12 protein-coding genes and 1 pseudogene are annotated in these 20260 nt (G+C 70.4%); 7 read left to right on the plus strand and 6 right to left on the minus strand.

Going from position 1 to position 20260, the window contains the following annotated elements:
• Nucleotides 1-4: 4 nt before the first annotated feature.
• Nucleotides 5-3208: a tetratricopeptide repeat protein gene (locus tag ACQEV2_RS27125; RefSeq protein WP_433046699.1), complete on the minus strand. Its 3204-nt coding sequence runs from the start codon at nucleotides 3206-3208 to the stop codon at nucleotides 5-7.
• Nucleotides 3209-3472: 264 nt separating this feature from the next.
• Between ACQEV2_RS27125 and ACQEV2_RS27130 the strand changes: the two genes are divergently transcribed.
• The 5 genes from ACQEV2_RS27130 to ACQEV2_RS27150 all read left to right on the plus strand — a co-directional run bounded on the left by ACQEV2_RS27130 (nucleotide 3473) and on the right by ACQEV2_RS27150 (nucleotide 12205).
• A complete protein-coding gene (locus ACQEV2_RS27130) occupies nucleotides 3473-5506 on the plus strand; it encodes a thioredoxin domain-containing protein (RefSeq protein WP_433046702.1) in 2034 nt (677 codons plus the stop codon).
• Between the two features lie 192 nt (nucleotides 5507-5698).
• Nucleotides 5699-6973 carry a glycosyltransferase gene (locus tag ACQEV2_RS27135; protein ID WP_433046705.1) on the plus strand — a complete coding sequence of 425 codons (1275 nt, stop codon included), beginning with the start codon at nucleotides 5699-5701 and terminating at the stop codon, nucleotides 6971-6973.
• Nucleotides 6970-8628, plus strand: a complete 1659-nt coding sequence (locus ACQEV2_RS27140; protein ID WP_433046708.1) for an ArnT family glycosyltransferase — start codon at nucleotides 6970-6972, stop codon at nucleotides 8626-8628. The genes ACQEV2_RS27135 and ACQEV2_RS27140 overlap by 4 nt, the downstream gene beginning before the upstream one ends.
• On the plus strand, nucleotides 8625-9806 hold the full coding sequence (locus ACQEV2_RS27145; RefSeq protein WP_433046711.1) for a glycosyltransferase: 1182 nt from the start codon (nucleotides 8625-8627) through the stop codon (nucleotides 9804-9806). Before ACQEV2_RS27140 ends, ACQEV2_RS27145 begins: the two co-directional genes overlap by 4 nt.
• Nucleotides 9803-12205, plus strand: coding sequence for a galactose oxidase-like domain-containing protein (locus ACQEV2_RS27150; protein WP_433046714.1), 2403 nt, complete (start codon nucleotides 9803-9805; stop codon nucleotides 12203-12205). Before ACQEV2_RS27145 ends, ACQEV2_RS27150 begins: the two co-directional genes overlap by 4 nt.
• A gap of 2 nt (nucleotides 12206-12207) precedes the next feature.
• On the opposite strand, the gene ACQEV2_RS27155 is transcribed toward ACQEV2_RS27150, so the two are convergent.
• From ACQEV2_RS27155 to trhA, 4 genes and pseudogenes are all read right to left on the minus strand, one after another.
• Nucleotides 12208-12924, minus strand: a complete 717-nt coding sequence (locus tag ACQEV2_RS27155) for a Mut7-C RNAse domain-containing protein (protein WP_433046716.1) — start codon at nucleotides 12922-12924, stop codon at nucleotides 12208-12210.
• 33 nt (nucleotides 12925-12957) lie between these two features.
• Complete coding sequence (locus ACQEV2_RS27160) at nucleotides 12958-13587, minus strand: TetR/AcrR family transcriptional regulator (protein ID WP_433054803.1); 630 nt, start codon at nucleotides 13585-13587, stop codon at nucleotides 12958-12960.
• A 78-nt stretch (nucleotides 13588-13665) separates the two neighbouring features.
• A pseudogene (locus ACQEV2_RS27165) lies at nucleotides 13666-14551 on the minus strand (MFS transporter); the annotation flags it as partial.
• A 147-nt stretch (nucleotides 14552-14698) separates the two neighbouring features.
• Nucleotides 14699-15445 (minus strand): PAQR family membrane homeostasis protein TrhA, encoded by a 747-nt coding sequence (trhA, locus tag ACQEV2_RS27170; RefSeq protein WP_433046719.1) that lies wholly within the window; start codon nucleotides 15443-15445, stop codon nucleotides 14699-14701.
• A 340-nt stretch (nucleotides 15446-15785) separates the two neighbouring features.
• Here trhA and ACQEV2_RS27175 point away from each other — a divergent pair, with 340 nt between their 5' ends.
• Both ACQEV2_RS27175 and ACQEV2_RS27180 read left to right on the plus strand, forming a co-directional pair.
• On the plus strand, nucleotides 15786-17609 hold the full coding sequence (locus tag ACQEV2_RS27175; protein WP_433046722.1) for a phosphoenolpyruvate carboxykinase (GTP): 1824 nt from the start codon (nucleotides 15786-15788) through the stop codon (nucleotides 17607-17609).
• Nucleotides 17610-17913: 304 nt separating this feature from the next.
• On the plus strand, nucleotides 17914-19662 hold the full coding sequence (locus ACQEV2_RS27180) for an Ig-like domain repeat protein (RefSeq protein ID WP_433046725.1): 1749 nt from the start codon (nucleotides 17914-17916) through the stop codon (nucleotides 19660-19662).
• Here ACQEV2_RS27180 and ACQEV2_RS27185 read toward each other — a convergent pair.
• Complete coding sequence (locus ACQEV2_RS27185; protein WP_433054806.1) at nucleotides 19652-20257, minus strand: hypothetical protein; 606 nt, start codon at nucleotides 20255-20257, stop codon at nucleotides 19652-19654. The two genes, ACQEV2_RS27180 and ACQEV2_RS27185, sit on opposite strands and share 11 nt — an antisense overlap.
• Between the last annotated feature and the right edge of the window lie 3 nt (nucleotides 20258-20260).

Genomic DNA, 20260 nt, shown 5'->3' on the forward strand with positions numbered 1-20260 from the left:
GACCTCACCCCCGCGAAGCCACCACCGCCACCCCCATGACCTCCCGGGCATGCCGATTCGGCACCATCCCCAACCGCCAAGCCTGCCATCCGGCTTCCAGGTTCACGCCCCGTTCCAGCAACAGCAGATACGCCTCGATGCAGTCGCTCAGCTTCTCGTCCCGCAGCGCATGCCCGTCCCGTGCCAGCTGGGCCAGTTCCTCCTGCGCCACCGCCGTGCCGACCTCCACACCCCCGGGCGCGGCATACGGCAGCAACGTGCACCGCAGGAACCGCGCCCAGTCCTCGCCTCTCCGGTCGCCGTACGACGCGAACAGCGTCACCGCCTCGTCGCACAGGGCCAGCGCCTGCTGCGTACGGGCGTTCCCCGCGTCCACGACGGCCAGCTCCAGGCATGTCCACGCCTCGCCGTGCGCGACGCCGATGCGCTGGAAGTTGGCGCGGGCGTCCGCCAGGAGCTGGCGGGCGAAGCCGGAGTTCTTCAGGGAGCCGGTCTGGGCGGCGCGCTGGTCGCGGGTGACGCGGGCCGAGTGGTGGCGGGCGCAGGCCAGGCCGTAGACGTCCTGCATGCGGGAGAACATCGTGCGGGAGCGTTCCAGCTCGCGGACCGCCAAGTCGAGGTTCCCGGTCTCCTCCAGGGCCTGGCCCAGGTAGTAGAGGGACCAGGCCTCGCCGCGCGCGTCCTCGTTGTCGCGGTGGCGGGCCGCCGCCTGACGCAGGCCGTCCACCGCCGGGGACGGGTCGCCGGCGACCAGGCGGACGCGGGAGAGCTGGGTGAGCGCCCAGGCCTCGCCACGGGCGTCGCGGGTGCGGCCGTACAAGTTCAAGGCCGTCCGCAGCTCCGTCTCCGCGCGCGGCACGTCGCCCATCCGCAGGCTCAGCTGACCCAGCTGGAAGTGCGCCCAGGCCTCGCCGTGGATCGACTCGCCGGCGCGGTGCAGGGCCAGGGAGTCGGTCAGCAGGTCCAGGGACTCGGAGACCCGGCCCCGGTCCCGTTCCACCGCCGCCAGCGCGTGCATCGTCCAGGCGCGGTCCGTCGCCAGCGCGTCAGCGGACTGCAGGTCCAGGGCCTCGCGGAGTTTCGCCGCCGCCTCGGTGAGGTGGCCCTGGTGGTGGAGCGTGATGCCGAGGGAGCACAGGGCCCGGGCCGCGCCCGCGTCGTGGTGGGCCTCCATGTAGAGCTCGACCACCGAGGTCAGGGTCGTGCGCGCCTTGTCCAGCTCGCCGAGCTGGCGGGCCGCGATGCCCGTGCGCCACTGCACCGAGCGGACCAGCAGGCCCTGGTCGACGGCCTGGGCCAGCTCGCTGATCTCGCCGAGGCGGTAGAGGTCGCCGCGCAGGAGGCAGTAGTCGCACAGGGCGCCGAGCAGGTTCAGCACCGCCGCCTGGTTCACGTCCTCCGCGTGCCTGAGCGCCGCCGTGATGAAGCTCGACTCGTCGTCCAGCCAGCGCAGCGCCTCGTCCAGCGACGTGAAGCCGTGCGGGCTGAAACGGTCCGAGCGGGTCGACATGTTGCCGTCGACCAGGCGCAGGACCGAGTCGGCGAGCTCCGCGTAGTTCACGATCAGCCGCTCCTGCGCCGCCGTACGCTCCGCCGGCTCCTCCTCGTCGAGGAGGCGGGCGTGGGCGAAGGCGCGGACCAGGTCGTGCAGGCGGTAGCGGCTGCCGCGGACCTGGTCGATCAGGCCCGACCGGGACAGGGCCACCAGGTGACGGGTCGCCTCCGCCTCGTCCGTGGCCAGGAGCGCCGCCGCCGCTGCCGCGCCCAGCGAGGCCCGGCCCGCCAGAGCGAGCCTGCGCAGCAGACGCCGCGCCGCCTCGGACTGGTCGGTGTAGCGCAGCCACAGCACCCGCTCGACCGGCTCGACCGGGCCGTACGCGCCCAGATCGGTCGCCAGCGTGCGCGGTGAACGCGGGCCCAGCGACGAGCCCGCGATGCGCAGCGCGAGCGGCAGTCCACCGCACAACTGGCGTATCCGGTCGGCGGATTCGGCGTCGTACGGACCCGAGTCGTCCTGCGCCGCCGCCGTCAGCAGCTCCTCCGCGCCCGCCGCGTCCAGCGTCTCCACCGGCAGCCGGTGCACCCAGGCGGCGAGGTCCCCGGGCAGGTCGAGGGGCTCGCGGGCGGTGACCAGGACCAGGCTGTCGGAGCGCTCGGGGACGAGGGTGCGGACCTGCTCCGGGTCCGAGGCGTCGTCCAGTACGACGGTGACCGGGAGGCCGGTGAGGTGCTGGTGGTAGAGCTCGCTCAGCCGCTTGACCTGCTGGTCGGCCGAGGAGCGCTCACGGAACAGGAGCTGCTCGCGCGGGGCGCCCAAACGGTTCAGCAGATGCAGCAGCGCGTCTCTCGTCGTGAGCGGCGGCTCCTCCGCGCTGTCGCCGCGCAGGTCCACCACGCACGCCCCGCGGAACTGGTCCTTCAGGTCGTGGGCCGCGCGGACCGCCAGTGCCGTACGGCCGCTGCCGGGCGCCCCGTGCAGGACGACGACCGTCGGCTTCGTCTCCGTACTCGCCCGCGCCGCCTGCACCCACTGCCGGATGCGGGCCATCTCCTGCCTGCGGCCCGCGAACGGGCCGATCAGCTCCGGGAGCTGGCCGAACGACTGCTCCAGCACGTTCCGGCCGCGGGCCGCCGCGCTCTTGTCCGCGCCGCGCAGCTGCGGCCCCTTCTTCTTCGGCCCGGTGGACGCGGCCATCACCCGCTGCTGGTCGAGGAACGGGCGGATGCCCCGCACCTCCAGCGCCGTCAGCCACTGCAGTCGCAGCTGTTCCGGGCCGCCGGGCTGGCCGACGGCGCCCGCGCGATGGTGTGCGGCGGGCAGATGGGTGCCGGCCACCTTCACGACCGTCGCCGCCGCGCCCACGACACCGACGGTCACGCCCGCGCCGACCGCCGTCCCCGCGCCGGTGCCGAGCGCCAGGTCGGACACGGCGGCCGCGACCGCGGCGACGCCCGCCACCATCAGCGGCGTACCGCCGCCCTCCCGCGCGAACCGCTGCCCGAACGTCAGCCGGCCGGCCTCCGCCTCGTCCAGTGCGCGGGTGTACGCCTCGTACTCCTCGGCCGCCGTCTGCGCCATGGAGTCCAACGCCCCGCGCGCCCGCGACAACAGCACCTGCCCGTCGGTGCGCCCGCCCGAGCGCCGCACCTCCTCCTCCACGGCCCGAGCCAACAGCCGCTCGGCATCCGTCCGATGGCTGTCCCGCATGTGACGTCCCCCTCCGGCGGCAACGGCGTTCTTGGTCAAGTGTGCTGCGGACGGCGTACGGGGGCGAGGGGGCGTGCGGTCAGAGCATGAGCTGGTCTAAATGGAGCCGGCGCCCCCGCCCAGGCACCCGCTCACCCATCGGCGGCCAGGATGTCACCGTCCCGTGTCGTCACCGCACCCGACAGGGGAACGGGAAAGCTCGACGTCACCGTCTGGGAGACGCCTGACGCCTGATCGGCGGGGTACTGCGGCAGGATGGACCCCATGCCGAACCGACTGGCTCACGAGACGTCCCCCTACCTGCTCCAGCACGCGGACAACCCCGTCGACTGGTGGCCGTGGTCGGCCGAGGCCTTCGAGGAGGCCCGTAAGAGCAACAAACCGGTCCTGCTCAGCGTCGGATACAGCAGCTGTCACTGGTGTCACGTGATGGCGCACGAGTCCTTCGAGGACCACGAGACCGCCGACTACCTCAACGCCCACTTCGTCAACATCAAAGTCGACCGCGAGGAACGCCCCGACGTGGACGCCGTCTACATGGAGGCCGTCCAGGCGGCCACCGGACAGGGCGGCTGGCCCATGACCGTCTTCCTCACCCCCGACGCCGAGCCCTTCTACTTCGGCACCTACTTCCCGCCCGCCCCCCGGCACGGCATGCCGTCCTTCCGCCAGGTGCTGGAGGGCGTCCACAGTGCCTGGACCGACCGGCGGGAGGAGGTCGCGGACGTCGCGGGGAAGATCGTGCGGGATCTTGCCGGGCGGGAAATCTCCTACGGCGGCACCGAGGCACCCGGCGAGCAGGAGCTCGCGCAGGCGCTGCTCGGGCTCACCCGGGAGTACGACCCGCAGAGGGGCGGGTTCGCAGGGGCGCCCAAGTTCCCGCCGTCCATGGTGATCGAGTTCCTGTTGCGGCACCATGCGCGGACGGGCGCCGAGGGTGCGCTTCAGATGGCCCAGGACACCTGCGAGCGGATGGCCCGGGGCGGCATCTACGACCAGCTCGGCGGCGGGTTCGCGCGGTACTCCGTCGACCGCGACTGGGTCGTGCCGCACTTCGAGAAGATGCTGTACGACAACGCCCTGCTGTGCCGCGTCTACGCCCACCTGTGGCGGGCCACCGGCTCCGAGCTCGCCCGGCGCGTGGCGCTGGAGACCGCCGACTTCATGGTGCGCGAACTGCGGACCAACGAGGGCGGGTTCGCCTCCGCGCTCGACGCCGACAGCGACGACGGCACCGGCAAGCACGTCGAGGGGGCGTACTACGTGTGGACCCCGCGGCAGCTGCGCGAGGTGCTCGGCGACGACGACGCCGAGCTCGCCGCCCGGTACTTCGGCGTCACCGAGGAGGGCACCTTCGAGCACGGCTCCTCCGTCCTCCAGCTCCCGCAGCAGGACGGCCTGGTCGACGCCGAGAAGATCACCGGCATCCGGCAGCGGCTGCTGGACAGCAGGAGCGAACGCCCCGCGCCCGGCCGCGACGACAAGATCGTCGCCGCCTGGAACGGCCTCGCGATCGCCGCGCTCGCCGAGACCGGCGCCTACTTCGACCGCCCCGACCTCGTGGACGCCGCCCTCGGCGCCGCCGACCTCCTCGTACGGCTGCACCTCGACGACGCCGCCCGCCTCGCCCGCACCAGCAAGGACGGCCACGTCGGCGCCAACGCGGGCGTCCTGGAGGACTACGGCGATGTCGCCGAGGGCTTCCTCGCGCTCGCCTCCGTCACCGGCGAGGGCGTCTGGCTGGACTTCGCCGGGTTCCTGCTCGACCACGTCCTCGCCCGTTTCGTCGACGAGGAGTCCGGCACCCTCTACGACACCGCCGCCGACGCCGAGCGGCTGATCCGCCGACCCCAGGACCCCACCGACAACGCCGCCCCCTCCGGCTGGAGCGCGGCGGCCGGCGCCCTGCTGAGCTACGCCGCCCAGACCGGCTCCGCACCCCATCGCGCCGCCGCCGAGAAGGCGCTCGGCGTCGTCAAGGCCCTCGGCCCGCGCGTCCCCCGTTTCATCGGCTGGGGCCTGGCCGTCGCCGAGGCCAACCTCGACGGGCCCCGTGAGGTCGCGGTCGTCGGACCGGGCCTCGACGACAAGGCCACGCAGACCTTGCACCGCACGGCACTTCTGGGCACCGCCCCGGGTGCGGTCGTGGCCGTAGGCACTCCGGAGAGTGACGAGTTTCCGCTCCTTGTTGACCGGCCCCTGCAGCAGGGTCAACCCGCCGCTTACGTCTGCCGTAACTTCACTTGCGATGCCCCGACCACCGATCCGGACCGGTTGCGCACCGCGCTGAGCAGCTGAAACGGCAGCGGGCGCGGGGCAGTTACGTAACCTGTGTTCGAATTGTTCACTCTCGGGGCTCGTTGTGATGAAACGAGCTCTTCACTGAAACGGCCTGCGGACTTCACAGATCACCCTTAATGTCTACACAGTTCCGCGACAGATGTGACTTGTTGTCGCGACAGGGGGCAATTGGGGATCTGGGGGGATCTGTTGCTGACGTCTGTCTTCATAGCCGTCGTCTCGCTGGCCTTGTTCTGGATGGCGGCCTTCACTTTGTGGTGGCAGATGCACGCGTGGCGCACGCCCGAAGTGCTCGCCTCCACCCGGTTCAGCAGACCGGACGGCGGCGAGCACGTGTCGTTCTCGCTGCTGTTGCCGGCCCGGCACGAACAGGCCGTGCTGGACCACACCATCCAGCGCCTGCTGGAGTCGACCCACACCGACTTCGAGATCATCGTGATCGTCGGGCACGACGACCCGGAGACCACGGAGGTGGCGAACAAGGCCGCCGCCCGCGATCCGCGCGTCCGCGTCGTGGTCGACACTCACGAGAAGAAGAACAAGCCGAAGGCCATGAACACGGCGCTGCCGCACTGCCGCGGCGATGTCGTCGGGGTCTTCGACGCCGAGGACCAGGTCCACCCGGAGCTCCTAGCGCATGTCGACCACGCGTTCCGGACGACGGGGGCGGATGTCGTCCAGGGCGGGGTCCAGCTGATCAACTTCCACTCCAGCTGGTACAGCCTGCGCAACTGCCTGGAGTACTTCTTCTGGTTCCGGTCGCGACTGCATCTGCACGCGCAGAAGGGGTTCATCCCGCTCGGCGGCAACACCGTCTTCGTACGGACGGACGTCCTCAGGGAAGCCGACGGCTGGGACCCGAACTGCCTGGCCGAGGACTGCGATCTCGGCGTCCGCCTGTCCAGCGTCGGCAAGAAGGTCGTCGTCGCCTACGACTCCGACATGGTGACCAAGGAGGAGACGCCCGGCAGCCTGATGTCGCTGCTGAAGCAGCGCACCCGCTGGAACCAGGGCTTCCTGCAGGTCTACCGGAAGAAGGACTGGAAGCAACTGCCCACCTTCGGGCAGCGGTTGCTCGCTCGCTACACGCTCATGACGCCGTTCATGCAGGCCTTCACCGGGCTCATCATCCCGCTCAACATCGCTATCGCGGTGTTCCTCGACGTGTCCGTGACCGTCGCCTTCATCACCTTCCTGCCGGCCGTCACCGCGCTCGTCACCTTCGTCTTCGAGGTCGTCGGACTGCACGACTTCGGCAAGCAGTACGGGCTTCGCGTCCGCTTCGTCCACTACGTGAAGCTCATCGTGGGCGGCCCCTTCTATCAGGTGCTCCTCGCCGGGGCCGCCGTCCGCGCCGTATGGCGTGAGCAACGCGGCCGGAACGACTGGGAGTTGACCACTCACGTCGGCGCGCATCTCAACGCCGAAGTGACCCGCGACCTCCGAGAGGACGTCCCTGCGTGACCTCCACCCTTCCCGCGGTGACCACTCCCCAGGTCCCCGCGCAGAGACAACCTGTCCATGCAACGCGTTCGACCGGTCGAACAAGCCTGGCGGACCCGCCGAGCCGCCTCCGCTCCTCCCGCCCCGACCTGATCCTGTGCGGCGTACTCCTCGTCGCGATCCTCGTCGTGCAGGGCTGGAACATCGCCGACTATCCGACCCTCAGCGACGACGAGGGCACCTACCTCGCCCAGGCCTGGGCCGTCCAGGAGGGCCGGGGCCTCGCCCACTACACCTACTGGTACGACCACCCGCCCCTCGGCTGGATCCAGATAGCCCTGCTGACCTGGATACCGGCGGCGCTCAGCCCCGAGTCGATGACCGTCGGCACCATGCGCGCCGCGATGCTCGTCATCAGCGCGGTCAGCGCGGTCCTCGTCTACGTCCTCGGGCGACGGCTGTCCCTGCCGCGCTGGGCGGCCGGGCTCGGCATGGTCCTGTTCGGTCTTTCGCCCCTGTCGGTGGTCCTGCAGCGGGAGATCTTCCTCGACAACCTCGCGGTGATGTGGACGCTCCTCGCGTTCGCCCTCGCCGCCTCCCCGAGCCGTCACCTCTGGCACCACTTCGGCGCGGGGATCGCGGCCGCCACGGCCGTGCTGACCAAGGAGACGATGCTCTTCGTCCTCCCCGCGGTCTTCATCACCATGTGGCGGCACAGCCACCGTGACACCCGCAAGTTCGCCCTGACCGGCGCGGTCACCGCCTGCGCGCTGATCGGCCTCTCGTACCCCCTGTTCGCCCTGCTGAAGGGCGAGCTGTTCCCGGGCGGCGGGCACGTCTCGCTCTGGGACGGCATCAAGTACCAGATGACCAGGCCGGGTTCGGGCTTCATCCTCGATCAGGGGACCGGGTCGTACGGCGTGCTGCAGTCGTGGCTCTACTACGACCGCGTCCTCATCCTCGGCGGTCTCGCGGGCGGCCTGCTGCTCCTGGTCACCTGGCGCTGGTCGGTCACCGCACGCGCCCTGGCCGGACCGTCGTGCGCGGTGGTGATCCTCGCCCTGGTGGCCATGCGCCCCAACGGCTATCTGCCCGCGATGTACGTCATCCAGGCGCTGCCCTTCCTCGCCCTCGTCCTCGCCGGAGGAACCGCCTCCGTCGCCCACGCCGTCCTGCGGCGCCGGCGGTCCGAGGCCGAGCACCGGTACGTCACCGGCGGCCGGTACGCCCTCGCGGCCGTCCTCGCGATCGCCGCCGGCGCCTATGTCGTACCCCGCTGGTACGACGGCGACCGCACCGCCGTCACCGCCGACGCCAACGCGCCCTACCGGGCCGCCTCCACGTGGCTGTCCACCGAGGTGGAGGACCCGCAGGACACCCGGGTACTCGTCGACGACGCGCTGTGGCTCGACCTGGTGCACGCCGGGTACAAGCCCGGGCTCGGCGTCATCTGGTTCTACAAGGCCGACCTCGACCCGGCCGTGACGAAGACGATGCCGCGCGGCTGGAAGGACCTCGACTACGTCGTCGCCTCGCCGACGGTACGGCGGGACGCGGCCGACCTGCCGGGCGTCAAGGCGGCCATCGAGCACTCGACGCCGGTCGCCACCTTCGGCACCGGCGCGGACCGGATCGAGATCCGGCAGATCCAGAAGGCCTCGGGAGGGGTTCGATGAGCCAGGAGTCCACCGTCCCCGAGGAGCTGGGCGACGCGACCGTACAGGCGGCCGAGGTAGCCGAACCCGGTGCCGTCACCATCGTCGTACCGACCTTCAACGAGTCCGCGAACGTACGGCAGCTGCTGCACCAGATCACCGAGTCGGTGCCGTCCCGGCTGCCCTGCGAGGTCGTCTTCGTGGACGACTCCACCGACGACACCCCGCAGGTCATCAAGGAGGCCGCGCAGGACTGCCCGTTCCCCGTCACCGTCATTCACCGGGACGAACCCGTCGGCGGGCTCGGCGGCGCGGTCGTCGAGGGGATGAAGGCGGCCGGGTCGGACTGGATCGTCGTCATGGACGGCGACTGCCAGCATCCGCCGTCCCTGGTCCCGGAGTTGGTCGCCACCGGTGAGCGCGCGAACGCCGGGCTCGTCGTCGCCTCCCGGTACATCAAGGGCGGCAGCCGCGCGGGGCTCGCGGGCAGCTACCGCGTGGCCGTGTCGCGGGCGGCGACCTGGCTGACCAAGTCCCTCTTCCCGCGCAGGCTGCACGGCATCAGCGACCCGATGAGCGGTTTCTTCGCCATCCGCCGCAGCGACATCACCGCTCAGGCGCTCAAGCCGCTCGGCTACAAGATCCTGCTGGAGCTGGCGGTCCGCAGCCGGCCGCGGGCGGTCACCGAGGTGCCGTTCGTGTTCCAGGAGCGGTTCGCGGGGGAGTCCAAGTCCACGGCCGCCGAGGGGCGCCGCTTCCTGCGCCACCTCGCCGGGCTGCGGACGGCCGATCCGCTGGCCCGGATGGTGGTGTTCGGCCTGATCGGGCTGACCGGTTTCGTGCCGAACCTGGCCGCCCTGTGGGCGATGACCCAGTCCGGGCTGCACTATCTCCCCGCCGAGATCGTCGCCAACCAGTTCGGCGTGGCCTGGAACTTCCTGCTCATCGAGAAGCTGCTGTTCCGCGACCGGCGGCAGCACCGCCACTGGGCCGACCGCACCGTACGGTTCGCGCTGCTCGCCAACGCCGACCTGGTGCTGCGCATCCCGCTGATCGCGCTGCTGGTCGGGCAGTTCGGGCTGGCCGTGCTGCCCGCCACCGCGCTGGCCCTGGTCATCACCTTCGTCCTGCGCTTCGTCGGTACCGAAGCGCTGGTCTATCTGCCGCGCAGGAGCCGCACAGCAAGGAGTACTGCATGAGAAACAGACGGAGATCGGCCTTGTTGGCCGTCGCGGGCCTCACCGGAGGCCTTCTCCTCACCTCACCCCAGTCCGCCTCCGCCGCCAACCTCATCAAGAACCCCGGCTTCGAGACCGCCGGCAGCGACGACATGCCGTACTGCTGGAAGAAGTCCGGCTGGGGCGACAACGACTTCACCTTCGAGGTGGTGGCCGACGCCCACTCCGGCAGCAAGGCCATGAAGGTCACGCTGACCCGGCGCGTGGAAGGTGACCGCAAGGCGCTGATCACCGAGTCCGCCGAGTGCGCGCCCGTCGTGACGCCGGGCAAGCAGTACGACCTCGGGCTCTGGTACAAGTCGACCACCCCGGACACCTCGATCACCCTCTTCCGGCACGACGCCACGGCGGGCTGGCAGTACTGGACCGACCTCAAGACGCTGGAGATGGCGTCCGGTTGGAGCGAGGCCACGGTCCGCACACCCGAGGTACCCGTCGGCACCGACCGGATCGCCTGGGGCGTCTCGGTCTACGGCACCGGCTCCGTCACCACCGACGACTACACGATGGACCAGGTCGCCGACCCCGTCCCCGACCCGGTGTGCACGGGCACGGCGGAGGAGTGCGCGAACGGCCGCTGGGACGTCCTGCCCACGAAGAACCCGGTCCGCTCCATGCACTCCGTCGTCCTCAACAACGGCAAGGTGCTGCTGATCGCCGGCTCCGGCAACAGCGAGCAGCTGTTCAAGGCGGGCACGTTCACCAGCGCGGTCTACGACCCGCAGAACGGCACGTACAAGCAGATCCCCACGCCCAAGGACATGTTCTGCGCCGGCCATGTACAGCTCGACGACGGGCGTGTGCTCGTGATGAGCGGCAACAAGGGCTATCCGTCGGCCGACGGCACGATCGGCTACCAGGGGTACAAGGACTCGTACGTCTTCGACCCGGTCACCGAGACGTACAGCAGGACGAACGACATGAACGACGGCCACTGGTACCCGTCGGCCACCATCCTCGGCAACGGTGATGTCATCTCCTTCGGCGGGCTGAAGGAGGACTCGACCGGTTCGGTGACCGCCGAGCTGTGGTCGGACGCCGAGCAGCGGTGGCAGCCGCTGTGGAAGGTCAACCAGACCTGGTCCTACTGGGGCCTGTACCCGTCGATGATCCTCATGCAGGACGGCCGCCTCTTCTACTCCGGCAGCCATGTCTTCGGCAACAACATCCCCGGCACGGGCTCGGCGATCTACGACTACAACGCCAACACGGTCACGCAGATCCCGGGTCTGCAGAAGAAGGACGAGCGCGACCAGTCCGCGAGCGTGCTGCTGCCCCCGGCCCAGGACCAGAAGGTCCTCACGATCGGCGGCGGCAACATCGACTCCAACCCGGACGCGAACCGCCTCACCGACGTCATCGACCTCAAGCAGCCCAACCCGTCCTACGTCGCCGGCCCGCCGCTCCCGCAGGGCACCGTCGACCTCGGGGCCGGCAAGGTCGCCGAGACCGGCAACCAGGGCAAGATGTACGTCTCCGCCGTACTCCTGCCCGACGGCAAGGTCCTGGAGACGGGCGGCGCGCTGCACAACCGGGCCGACCCGGTGTACGAGTCGTCGCTCTACGACCCGGCGACCAACACCTTCGACCCGGTGGCGCCGGACCCGGAGGAGCGCGGCTACCACTCCTCGGCGTTCCTGCTCCCCGACGGCCGCGTGATGACGACGGGCGACAACCCGGGCAACGGCTCCTGGAACCACGACGTGTCGATCTACACCCCGCCGTATCTGCTGAAGGGCCCGCGCCCGAAGATCACGTCGGTCATCGACACCGAGTGGACGTACGGCGACACCCAGCGGATCACCGTCGACCGGCCCATCGCCAAGGCCGAGCTGATCCGCCCGGCCGCCGTCACCCACTCCTCCGACCCGAACCAGCGCTTCGTCGACCTGCCGCTGTCGGTGGACGGCAACAACGTCGACCTGAACGTGACGAGCAATCCCAACCTGGCCCCGCCCGGCTGGTACATGCTCTTCGCGGTCGACGCCAACGGTGTCCCGTCGGTCGCCAAGTGGGTGCACCTCCAGGGCCCGCAGGCCCTGTCCGCCACGGACGCCTCGGCCCACGTCCACGACTTCGCCGACGACCTGAAGGGCAAGGTCACGGGACCGGGCAAGAAGCGCACGTCCCAGAAGGTCAGCCCGACCGTCTCCGGCTGCGACCGGCACTACGGCTCCGTCAACGTCTGCGTGCCGACCGACTTCCCGCCGACCGTGAAGGCGACGACGAAGTCCCGCTGCGACTGGCTGAAGCAGAACGACTACGGCCGCCTGAAGGTCAACGGCAAGGACGACCCGCTGCGGTTGGACCGGAACGGGGACGGAATCGCTTGTGGGAAGGGCGATGTGAGCAGGCGTTAGCCTCAGCTCGCGTAGTCGGCCAGGGCGCGCTCCACGATGGCGACCAGCTGTTCGTGGTGCGCGCCCTTCCAGTACGCGCGCCCGCACTGGCCGCATTGCGCGAAGACGTCGTACGACCGCTGCGTCCCGCCCTCCAGCTGGTCCGCCACCTCCTCCTTGGTGGCCTCCTTGAGCAGGCCGTTGCAGGCGGTGCAGCGGGTCCAGGGACGCAGTTCGGGCCGGAACCGGTCGAGCACGTCGCGGAGCTGCTCGTCGGGCCGGGTGCTGTAGACGAACGCGCCGGCCCACAGCTCACGCCGGCGCAGCAGTCCCCTGTCCCGGCTCAGCATCACGCGCTGCTCGGCGGCCGAGCGGGCGGCGAGCGCAGGGTCGCCGATGTCCGTCGACTCGTAGGCCGTGTCCACGCCGAGCAGGCGCAGGCGGCGGGCCAGGGTGCCGAGATGGACGTCGAGGAGGAAGCGCAGGGGAGCGCCGGGCACCCGCTGGGGCCGCTCGACGGGCCGGATCTGCACCCGGTCGCCGGCCGCGGGGACGTACGACGTCGGTACCTCGCGGCCGTCGACCCACAGGGCGCCGACCTCGGTCAGCGGGACGCCGGCCGACTCGACGACGTGGCCCAGGGACGAGACGCCGTCGGTGACGAGCGTCCGGTGCAGCTCACGCTGGACGAACAGGGCCAGCTCGGGGGCGAACTCGACGTGGATCTCGGGACCGTTCACCTGGTCAGGATGTCACGGGAGGTGGCTCCGGCCTCAGGGCTTTTCGGTGGGGAGCCCGTGCTCCAGGACGTCCAGGGCCCGGTCCACCATGTCGTGCAGGTCGTCCTCGAAGCCGTTCTCCGCCCAGGACATGTTGGCCTCCATCAGGCCGCCGACGAGGGACATCGCGTAGACGCGCACTTCGAGGCTGTCCGGGGCCAGGCCGGAGCGCTCGGCGAGGGCCGCGCGGAGCAGGCGCCCGGTCTCCGACATGCTCTCGACCATCCGGGAACGGATGGCGGGGACCTGGACCGCGAGGTGCGCCCGCACCCTGATCACCTCGGGGCTCTCCGCCATCATCGCGTCGATGGCCTTGTGCATCACGTGCCGCACCGAGTCCATCCACGACTCTCCGGCGGGCCGGGCGCGCAACTCCTGAAGCATCAGGGGGTCGTACTCGTCCGTGAGGACGATGTCCTCCTTCGTCGGGAAGTACCGGAAGACCGTGGACGGCGACACTTCGGCGCGCTCGGCGATCTGCTCGATCGTGGTGGCGTCGTAGCCCTGCTCCTTGATCAGGGCGTAGGTCGCGGTGCGGATCGCCGTCCGGGTCTTGATCTTCTTCCGCTCACGAAGTCCCAGCTGGGGGCGGTCGCCGAGGGGGAGGGGGCGTGCGGGTGTCATGCGGGTCATTGTCGGGCATCGGCCTGCTCGACAGCCATGTCCGGCGTCGTGGCCTGCGCGGGCAGCCCGGTGACGTCGGCTGCCGAGCAGCGCGATGCCGATCGCACCGCCGACCTGACTCAGCGTCATCAGGAGCCCGGAGCCTCCCCCACTGCCTTGAAGGCGTGGGGGGACCCCCAGCCGGCGCGGTCGCGGGGGAGGGCGCCGAGGGCGTTGTTCATCGCCGGGGTGAGCGAGAAGCCGAAGCCGAGGCCGGTGAGGGAGAGCCACAGCGCGGTGAAGCCGTAGCCGGAGCCGACCGTCGTACGGCTGCCGAGGAGCGCGGCGAAGGCCAGCCACACCATGCCCGCGCTCACCGTGGCCCGCGCACCGAAGCGGACGACGACCGGCGGAGCCGTCCGCAAGGCGACCAGGAGACCGCCCGGTGCCGAGGGCGTCGTGGCCGAGGACCGCCTGGAGGTACGGCGGCAGCACGAAATGTCGAGCATGGGCCGCTCGACGCGCCGTTCACGCAGCACCAGCGCGGCGATCAGGACGACCGAGCCTGCGAGCACGGCCGGCACCAGCGGGTCGCCCCAGCCCCGCGTGGGCGCCTCGATGATCGCGTAGACCAGCGCGCCGAGGCAGGTCGCGGTGAGCGCGGAGGAGACGGTGTCGACCTTCGGAGAGGCGGGGGCCTTCGTCTCCGGGAGCAGGAAGACGCAGGCGGCGATGCCGATCGCGGCCATCGGGACGTTGACCAGGAAGACCGAGCCCCACCAGAAGTGGTTCAGCAGCCGCCGATGACTGACCAACCTCGTTCACGTCGCCGGCCATTGCGCCCACCAGCGACCCGGCGAGGAAGATCCCGAGCCCGGTGATCCGCATCGGCAGCCGCCCGAAGCGGTCGCCGAGCAGTCCGGCGGGCAGCATCAGCTCCGAGATCGGCGGCCATCGTCGGCAGCGCCACGTTCAGGATCGTCATATGAGAGTGTCCATGAAATGGGAGTAGCTCTCAAAATGTAGGGACTGTCAATCGGTGAGGCTGTCAATCGATTGAGGTGGTCAATCGGTTTCGGCATGTAAAAAGGGCCACGGCTCGGAGCCATGGCCCTTCCGTGCGGTGCGCGGGTTACGCGTGCTGGTACGCCACCAGCGAGATACCGATGTAGTGCGCGATGAAGGCCGCCAGCGTGAAGGAGTGGAAGACCTCGTGGAAGCCGAACCAGCGCGGTGACGGGTTCGGGCGCTTGATGCCGTAGACCACGCCGCCCGCGCTGTACAGGACACCGCCGACGATCACCAGGACCAGCACGGCGACGCCGCCGGTGTGCATGAAGTCCGGCAGGAAGAAGACGGCCGCCCAGCCCATCGCGATGTAGCAGGGGGTGTAGAGCCAGCGCGGGGCGCCGACCCAGAAGACGCGGAAGACGATGCCCGCCGCCGCGGCCCCCCAGATGCCCCACAGCAGCCACTGCCCCTTGGCTCCCGGCAGTAGCAGCATCGTCAGCGGGGTGTACGTGCCCGCGATGATCAGGAAGATGTTGGCGTGATCCAGTCGGCGCAGGATGCCGTCCATCCGGGGGCTCCAGTTGCCCCGGTGGTACAGCGCGCTCACGCCGAACAGCAGGCAGGCCGTGAGGGCGTAGATCCCGCAGGCGAGACGGCCCCGCGGGGAGTCCGCGAGGGCGGTCAGTGCCATGCCCGCGACGAGCACGGCCGGGAACATGCCCAGATGCAGCCAGCCCCGGAGTCTGGGCTTGATCTCCTCGGAGAGCTGCTGGGCGTGGTGCGCGATCTGATGCGGCAAGGAAGGCGCGCCGGAACCGCGGCCGGCGGCCGGCGTGTCCGTGGGCGCGTCGGGGACGGGCGCAGTCATAAGGGAAAGCGTACCTACGGGACCGTAAGTTACGTATCAGGGCGACCAGATGGGTACCCGGAAGTGGCCATCGTCTCACGGGGCACTCGGTAGGGGCGCACCCGGGGTGAAGCCGTGGTGACGCATCGAAAACATCGGGATGAGTGGCGATGCTCACGCCGCTCACCTGTGACGCCCTCTGGACATATGGGCGGACGCGTCGGATGATCAAATGAGTGCGGTCGGCACCGGATGAGCGCGGAAGATCCAGACGGCTTGAGTCCGCGAAGCATCCGGGTCGCGGCCCCCACGGGGCATACAAGGGCATATCAGGACCGAAATCCCTCACTTAGGAGCAACCGTGGCGCGCGACATCGCGGCTCCCCCCGTCGTCCCCACCAACCACCGCGAACTGGTCTCGTGGGTGAACGAGATCGCCGAACTGACGCAGCCGGACAGCGTGGTCTGGTGTGACGGATCCGAGGCCGAGTACGAGCGTCTGTGTGAGGAGCTCGTCGCGAAGGGCACCTTCAAGAAGCTCGACCCGATCAAGCGCCCCAACTCGTACTACGCCGCCTCCGACCCGACCGACGTCGCGCGCGTCGAGGACCGGACCTTCATCTGCTCCGAGAAGGAGGAGGACGCGGGCCCCACGAACCACTGGATGGACCCCGCCGAGATGCGTGAGGTCTTCTCCGGTGAGAAGGGCGTCTTCCGCGGCTCGATGCGCGGCCGGACCATGTACGTCGTCCCGTTCTGCATGGGTCCGCTCGGCTCGAAACTCTCCGCGATCGGCGTCGAGATCACCGACTCCGCCTACGTCGCCGTCTCCATGCGCACCATGACCCGCATGGGCCAGGCCGTCCTCGACGAGCTCGGTGAGGACGGCTTCTTCGTGAAGGCCGTGCACTCCGTCGGCGCCCCGCTGGAGGAGGGCCAGGAGGACGTCCCCTGGCCGTGCAACCGGACCAAGTACATCTCCCACTTCCCGGAGACCCGCGAGATCTGGTCCTACGGCTCCGGCTACGGCGGCAACGCCCTGCTCGGCAAGAAGTGCTACGCCCTGCGCATCGCCTCCGTCATGGCCCGCGACGAGGGCTGGCTCGCCGAGCACATGCTGATCCTCAAGCTGACCCCGCCGCAGGGCGAGTCCAAGTACGTTGCCGCCGCCTTCCCGAGCGCCTGCGGCAAGACCAACCTCGCCATGCTGGAGCCCACGATCTCCGGCTGGACCGTCGAGACCATCGGCGACGACATCGCCTGGATGCGCTTCGGCGAGGACGGCCGCCTGTACGCCATCAACCCCGAGGCCGGCTTCTTCGGCGTCGCGCCCGGCACCGGTGAGCACACCAACGCCAACGCGATGAAGACGCTGTGGGGCAACTCGGTCTTCACCAACGTCGCGCTGACCGACGACAACGACATCTGGTGGGAGGGCATGACGGAGGAGACCCCGGCCCACCTCACCGACTGGAAGGGCAACGACTGGACGCCGGAGAGCGAGACCCCGGCCGCCCACCCCAACGCCCGCTTCACCGTCCCCGCCTCCCAGTGCCCGATCATCGCGCCCGAGTGGGAGGACCCCAAGGGCGTGCCGATCTCGGCGATCCTGTTCGGCGGCCGCCGCGCCACCGCCGTACCGCTGGTGACGGAGTCCTTCGACTGGAACCACGGCGTGTTCCTCGGCGCCAACGTGGCCTCCGAGAAGACCGCCGCCGCCGAGGGCAAGGTCGGCGAGCTGCGCCGCGACCCGTTCGCGATGCTGCCCTTCTGCGGCTACAACATGGGCGACTACATGGCCCACTGGGTCGACGTCGCCAAGGACAAGGACCAGTCCAAGCTGCCGAAGATCTACTACGTCAACTGGTTCCGCAAGAACGACGAGGGCAAGTTCGTCTGGCCCGGCTTCGGCGAGAACAGCCGCGTCCTGAAGTGGATCGTCGAGCGCCTGGAGGGCAAGGCCGAGGGCGTCGAGACCCCCATCGGCATCCTGCCGACCAAGGAGGCCCTCGACACGAACGGCCTCGAACTGTCGGACGCCGACCTGGACTTCCTCCTCACCGTCGACAAGGAGGTCTGGCGCGAGGAGGCCGCGCTCGTCCCCGAGCACCTCAACACCTTCGGCGAGCACACGCCGAAGGAGCTGTGGGACGAGTACCGCGCCCTGGTACAGCGCCTGGGCTGACCCAGCCCCCCAAGACGCCGCGGCCGGCTCCGAGAGTGCCCTGACCAGCAACATCGTCACGGCCGGCCGCGGTGACCGCACCACAGACCGGCGAGGTTCCGTACAACGGCGTGCGGGGCTGTGGGCCTGTCGCCGCGTTCCCGTCCGCCCCGACGGAAGCGCGCGGCGACAGGCCCTCGCCTGTATGTCGTTCGTTTGTGCGGTCGCGCCGCCTTGATCGCAGGATCTTCATGGCTGTTACATGGTCTCCACAGGGGCGTCACTGATCCCAGTGACCGCTCAATTCAGCCTGTGGGGGGCACAGTTGAATACTGCACGCCTTGATGGCGCACACCGTCCCAGACGTCTCGCGGCCACGCTGCTGGCCGCCGCACTCGCCGGGACCGGCCTGACCGTCGCCGCCGCACCCGCGGCCCACGCGGCGGCCTCCGACGCGGTGGCCAAGCTGCCGATCTCGTCGTACTCGGCGATGGCGGTGGACTCCGCGCACCAGCGGGTCTACGTCGCCGACAGCAACATGGGCAGCTACTCCAACAGCGGCCTCATCGTCGTCTACAACTTCCAGGGCGAGCGGATCACCACGATCAGCACCCAGCAGCACATCTCCGGACTGGCCCTGAACGCCGACGGATCCACGCTCTACGTCGGCGGACGCGAGGTGATCTGGCGCTACGACACCAGCACCTACACCTCGAACGGCCTGTACGTCTCCACCGACACCTGCGGCCGCAGCCTCGCCTTCTCCGGCGGCACGGTGTACCACACCACGCCGTACTCGTACTACACGTCGCAGTGCGACACGACGCTGACCTACCTGGACTCCTACGTCCCCGCCACCAACACGGCGCCGCGCACCAACTGGCAGGACTACGGCAAGCTCCAGCTGGAGGCCGGTCCGGGCGACCGGATGCTGATGGGCCAGCCGCTCAACGCGCAGGCAGGCAACCCGTTCCTGACGGTGTACGACACCAGCGGCGGCACCCTCGTGCGCAATGCGGCCCGCCGGTTCGCCGACGCCGACGGCAAGGGCGCCCTGAACCTGAAGGACATGGCGTTCTCCGCGGACGGCAGCAAGGTCGCCGTCGCCGACGCGACCGCCGGGACCCGGCTGCTGAACACCACCGACCTGTCCGACGCGGCCGACGGCTACCAGGCCCTGCCCGCCGGGGCGTTGGCCAGCGCGGTCGCCTTCGGCGGCGACGGCAAGTACATCGCGCGCGGCGCCTCGGCCACCGGCTCTACGCCGGACCTGCTGGTCCAGCCCGCCGACCCGGCCGACGCCACCACCCCGCTGGAGTTCGCCTTCGAGGGCAGCCTCGACGGCGACCGGGTCGCCCCGCGCGGCCTGGAGTGGTCGGCGGACGGCTCCCGTCTCTTCGCGGTGACCACCAACGCGGCCGGCAACCAGTACTGGCTGCACGTCATCCAGCCCCCGGCCGTCCAGTACGACGCCCGCTTCACCGGCGGCCTCACACACAGCCCCGCCCAGGCCGTCGCCGGCGAGCCGCTGGCCGTGCGGGGCAAGCTGGAGCAGGACGGCCCGGCGCCCACCGAGCCCCTGAAGGTCAAGGCGACCCGCACCGACGCCACCGGCACCCACGACCTGGGCACTTTCACCGTCAAGGCCGACGGCACGTTCACCGTCCTCGACGAGCCCGACCTCGTCGGCGACGCCACCTACACCGTCTCCTACCTCGGCGACCTGACCCACCGCCCCGCCGAGGACGTCACCACCACGGTGAACGTCGGCAAGGCGCCCACCTCGATCGCGCTCACCGCACCCGAGGAGGGCTCGCTGAGCACGGGCGTCGAGATCACCGGCACCTTCACCGCCCAGGGCAAGGCGCTGCCGGACCGGGCGGTCCTCAAGGTCACCCGGACCGACCGGCTCGGCACCGGCACGCTGTCGTCGGTGACGGTCGGCGCCGACGGCACGTTCACGATCAACGACCTGCCGCGCACCCGGGGCGACGCGGACTACACGGTCAGCTGGCCGGGCGACGACCTGCACACCGGGTCGTCCGCATCGGCGACGGTGTACGTCAGGCGGTAAGGCCGCCGCCGGTCCCGCCCCGGTCCTCCAGGTACCGGGTGTGGGACTCCTGGCGGCGGGCCTCCGTCTCGCGCAGGCCCGCCGCCAGCCGCTCGGCGTCCTTCTTCAGCAGACCGAGCTGACGCTCCAGATGCAGCTCGGGAGACTCCGTGCCCGGGGCCATCCGCGTCCACCACCGCGTCCGCACGAAGCTGTCGACGGCCTCGAGAAGGTCGCGCCGCACGATCCGGGAGAGCACGTGCACGCCCTCCGGATCGTGCGCGAGCAGCTCGGCGACCCAGCCGCGGTCGAGCAACGCGGCCAGCAGCTCGGTGAGTTCCCGCAGCCGCGCGGCGGCCGTGACCGACAGCTCGACGTCCGCCAGATAGCCGCGCAGCTTCTCGAAGTCGCCCCGCACCTCGTCGAGCTGGGCCGACGGGTCCGGGAAGTCGGGCAACGCGGGCCGCTCCGGCGGGGCGATCAGCGCGCCCGCGCCGTACAGTCCCGCGACCACGACGGGCCAGTACGGGCCCGCCACCCCCGTGAAGGTCAGCACGAGGCCGACCAGCCCGCAGGCGCTCCCCGCGAGGTTCTTGCGGGACTCCAGATACGCCACTGC

Origin of the sequence: Streptomyces sp. CA-251387 (assembly GCF_050936625.1) — a bacterium.
Classification (GTDB): Bacteria; Actinomycetota; Actinomycetes; order Streptomycetales; family Streptomycetaceae; genus Streptomyces.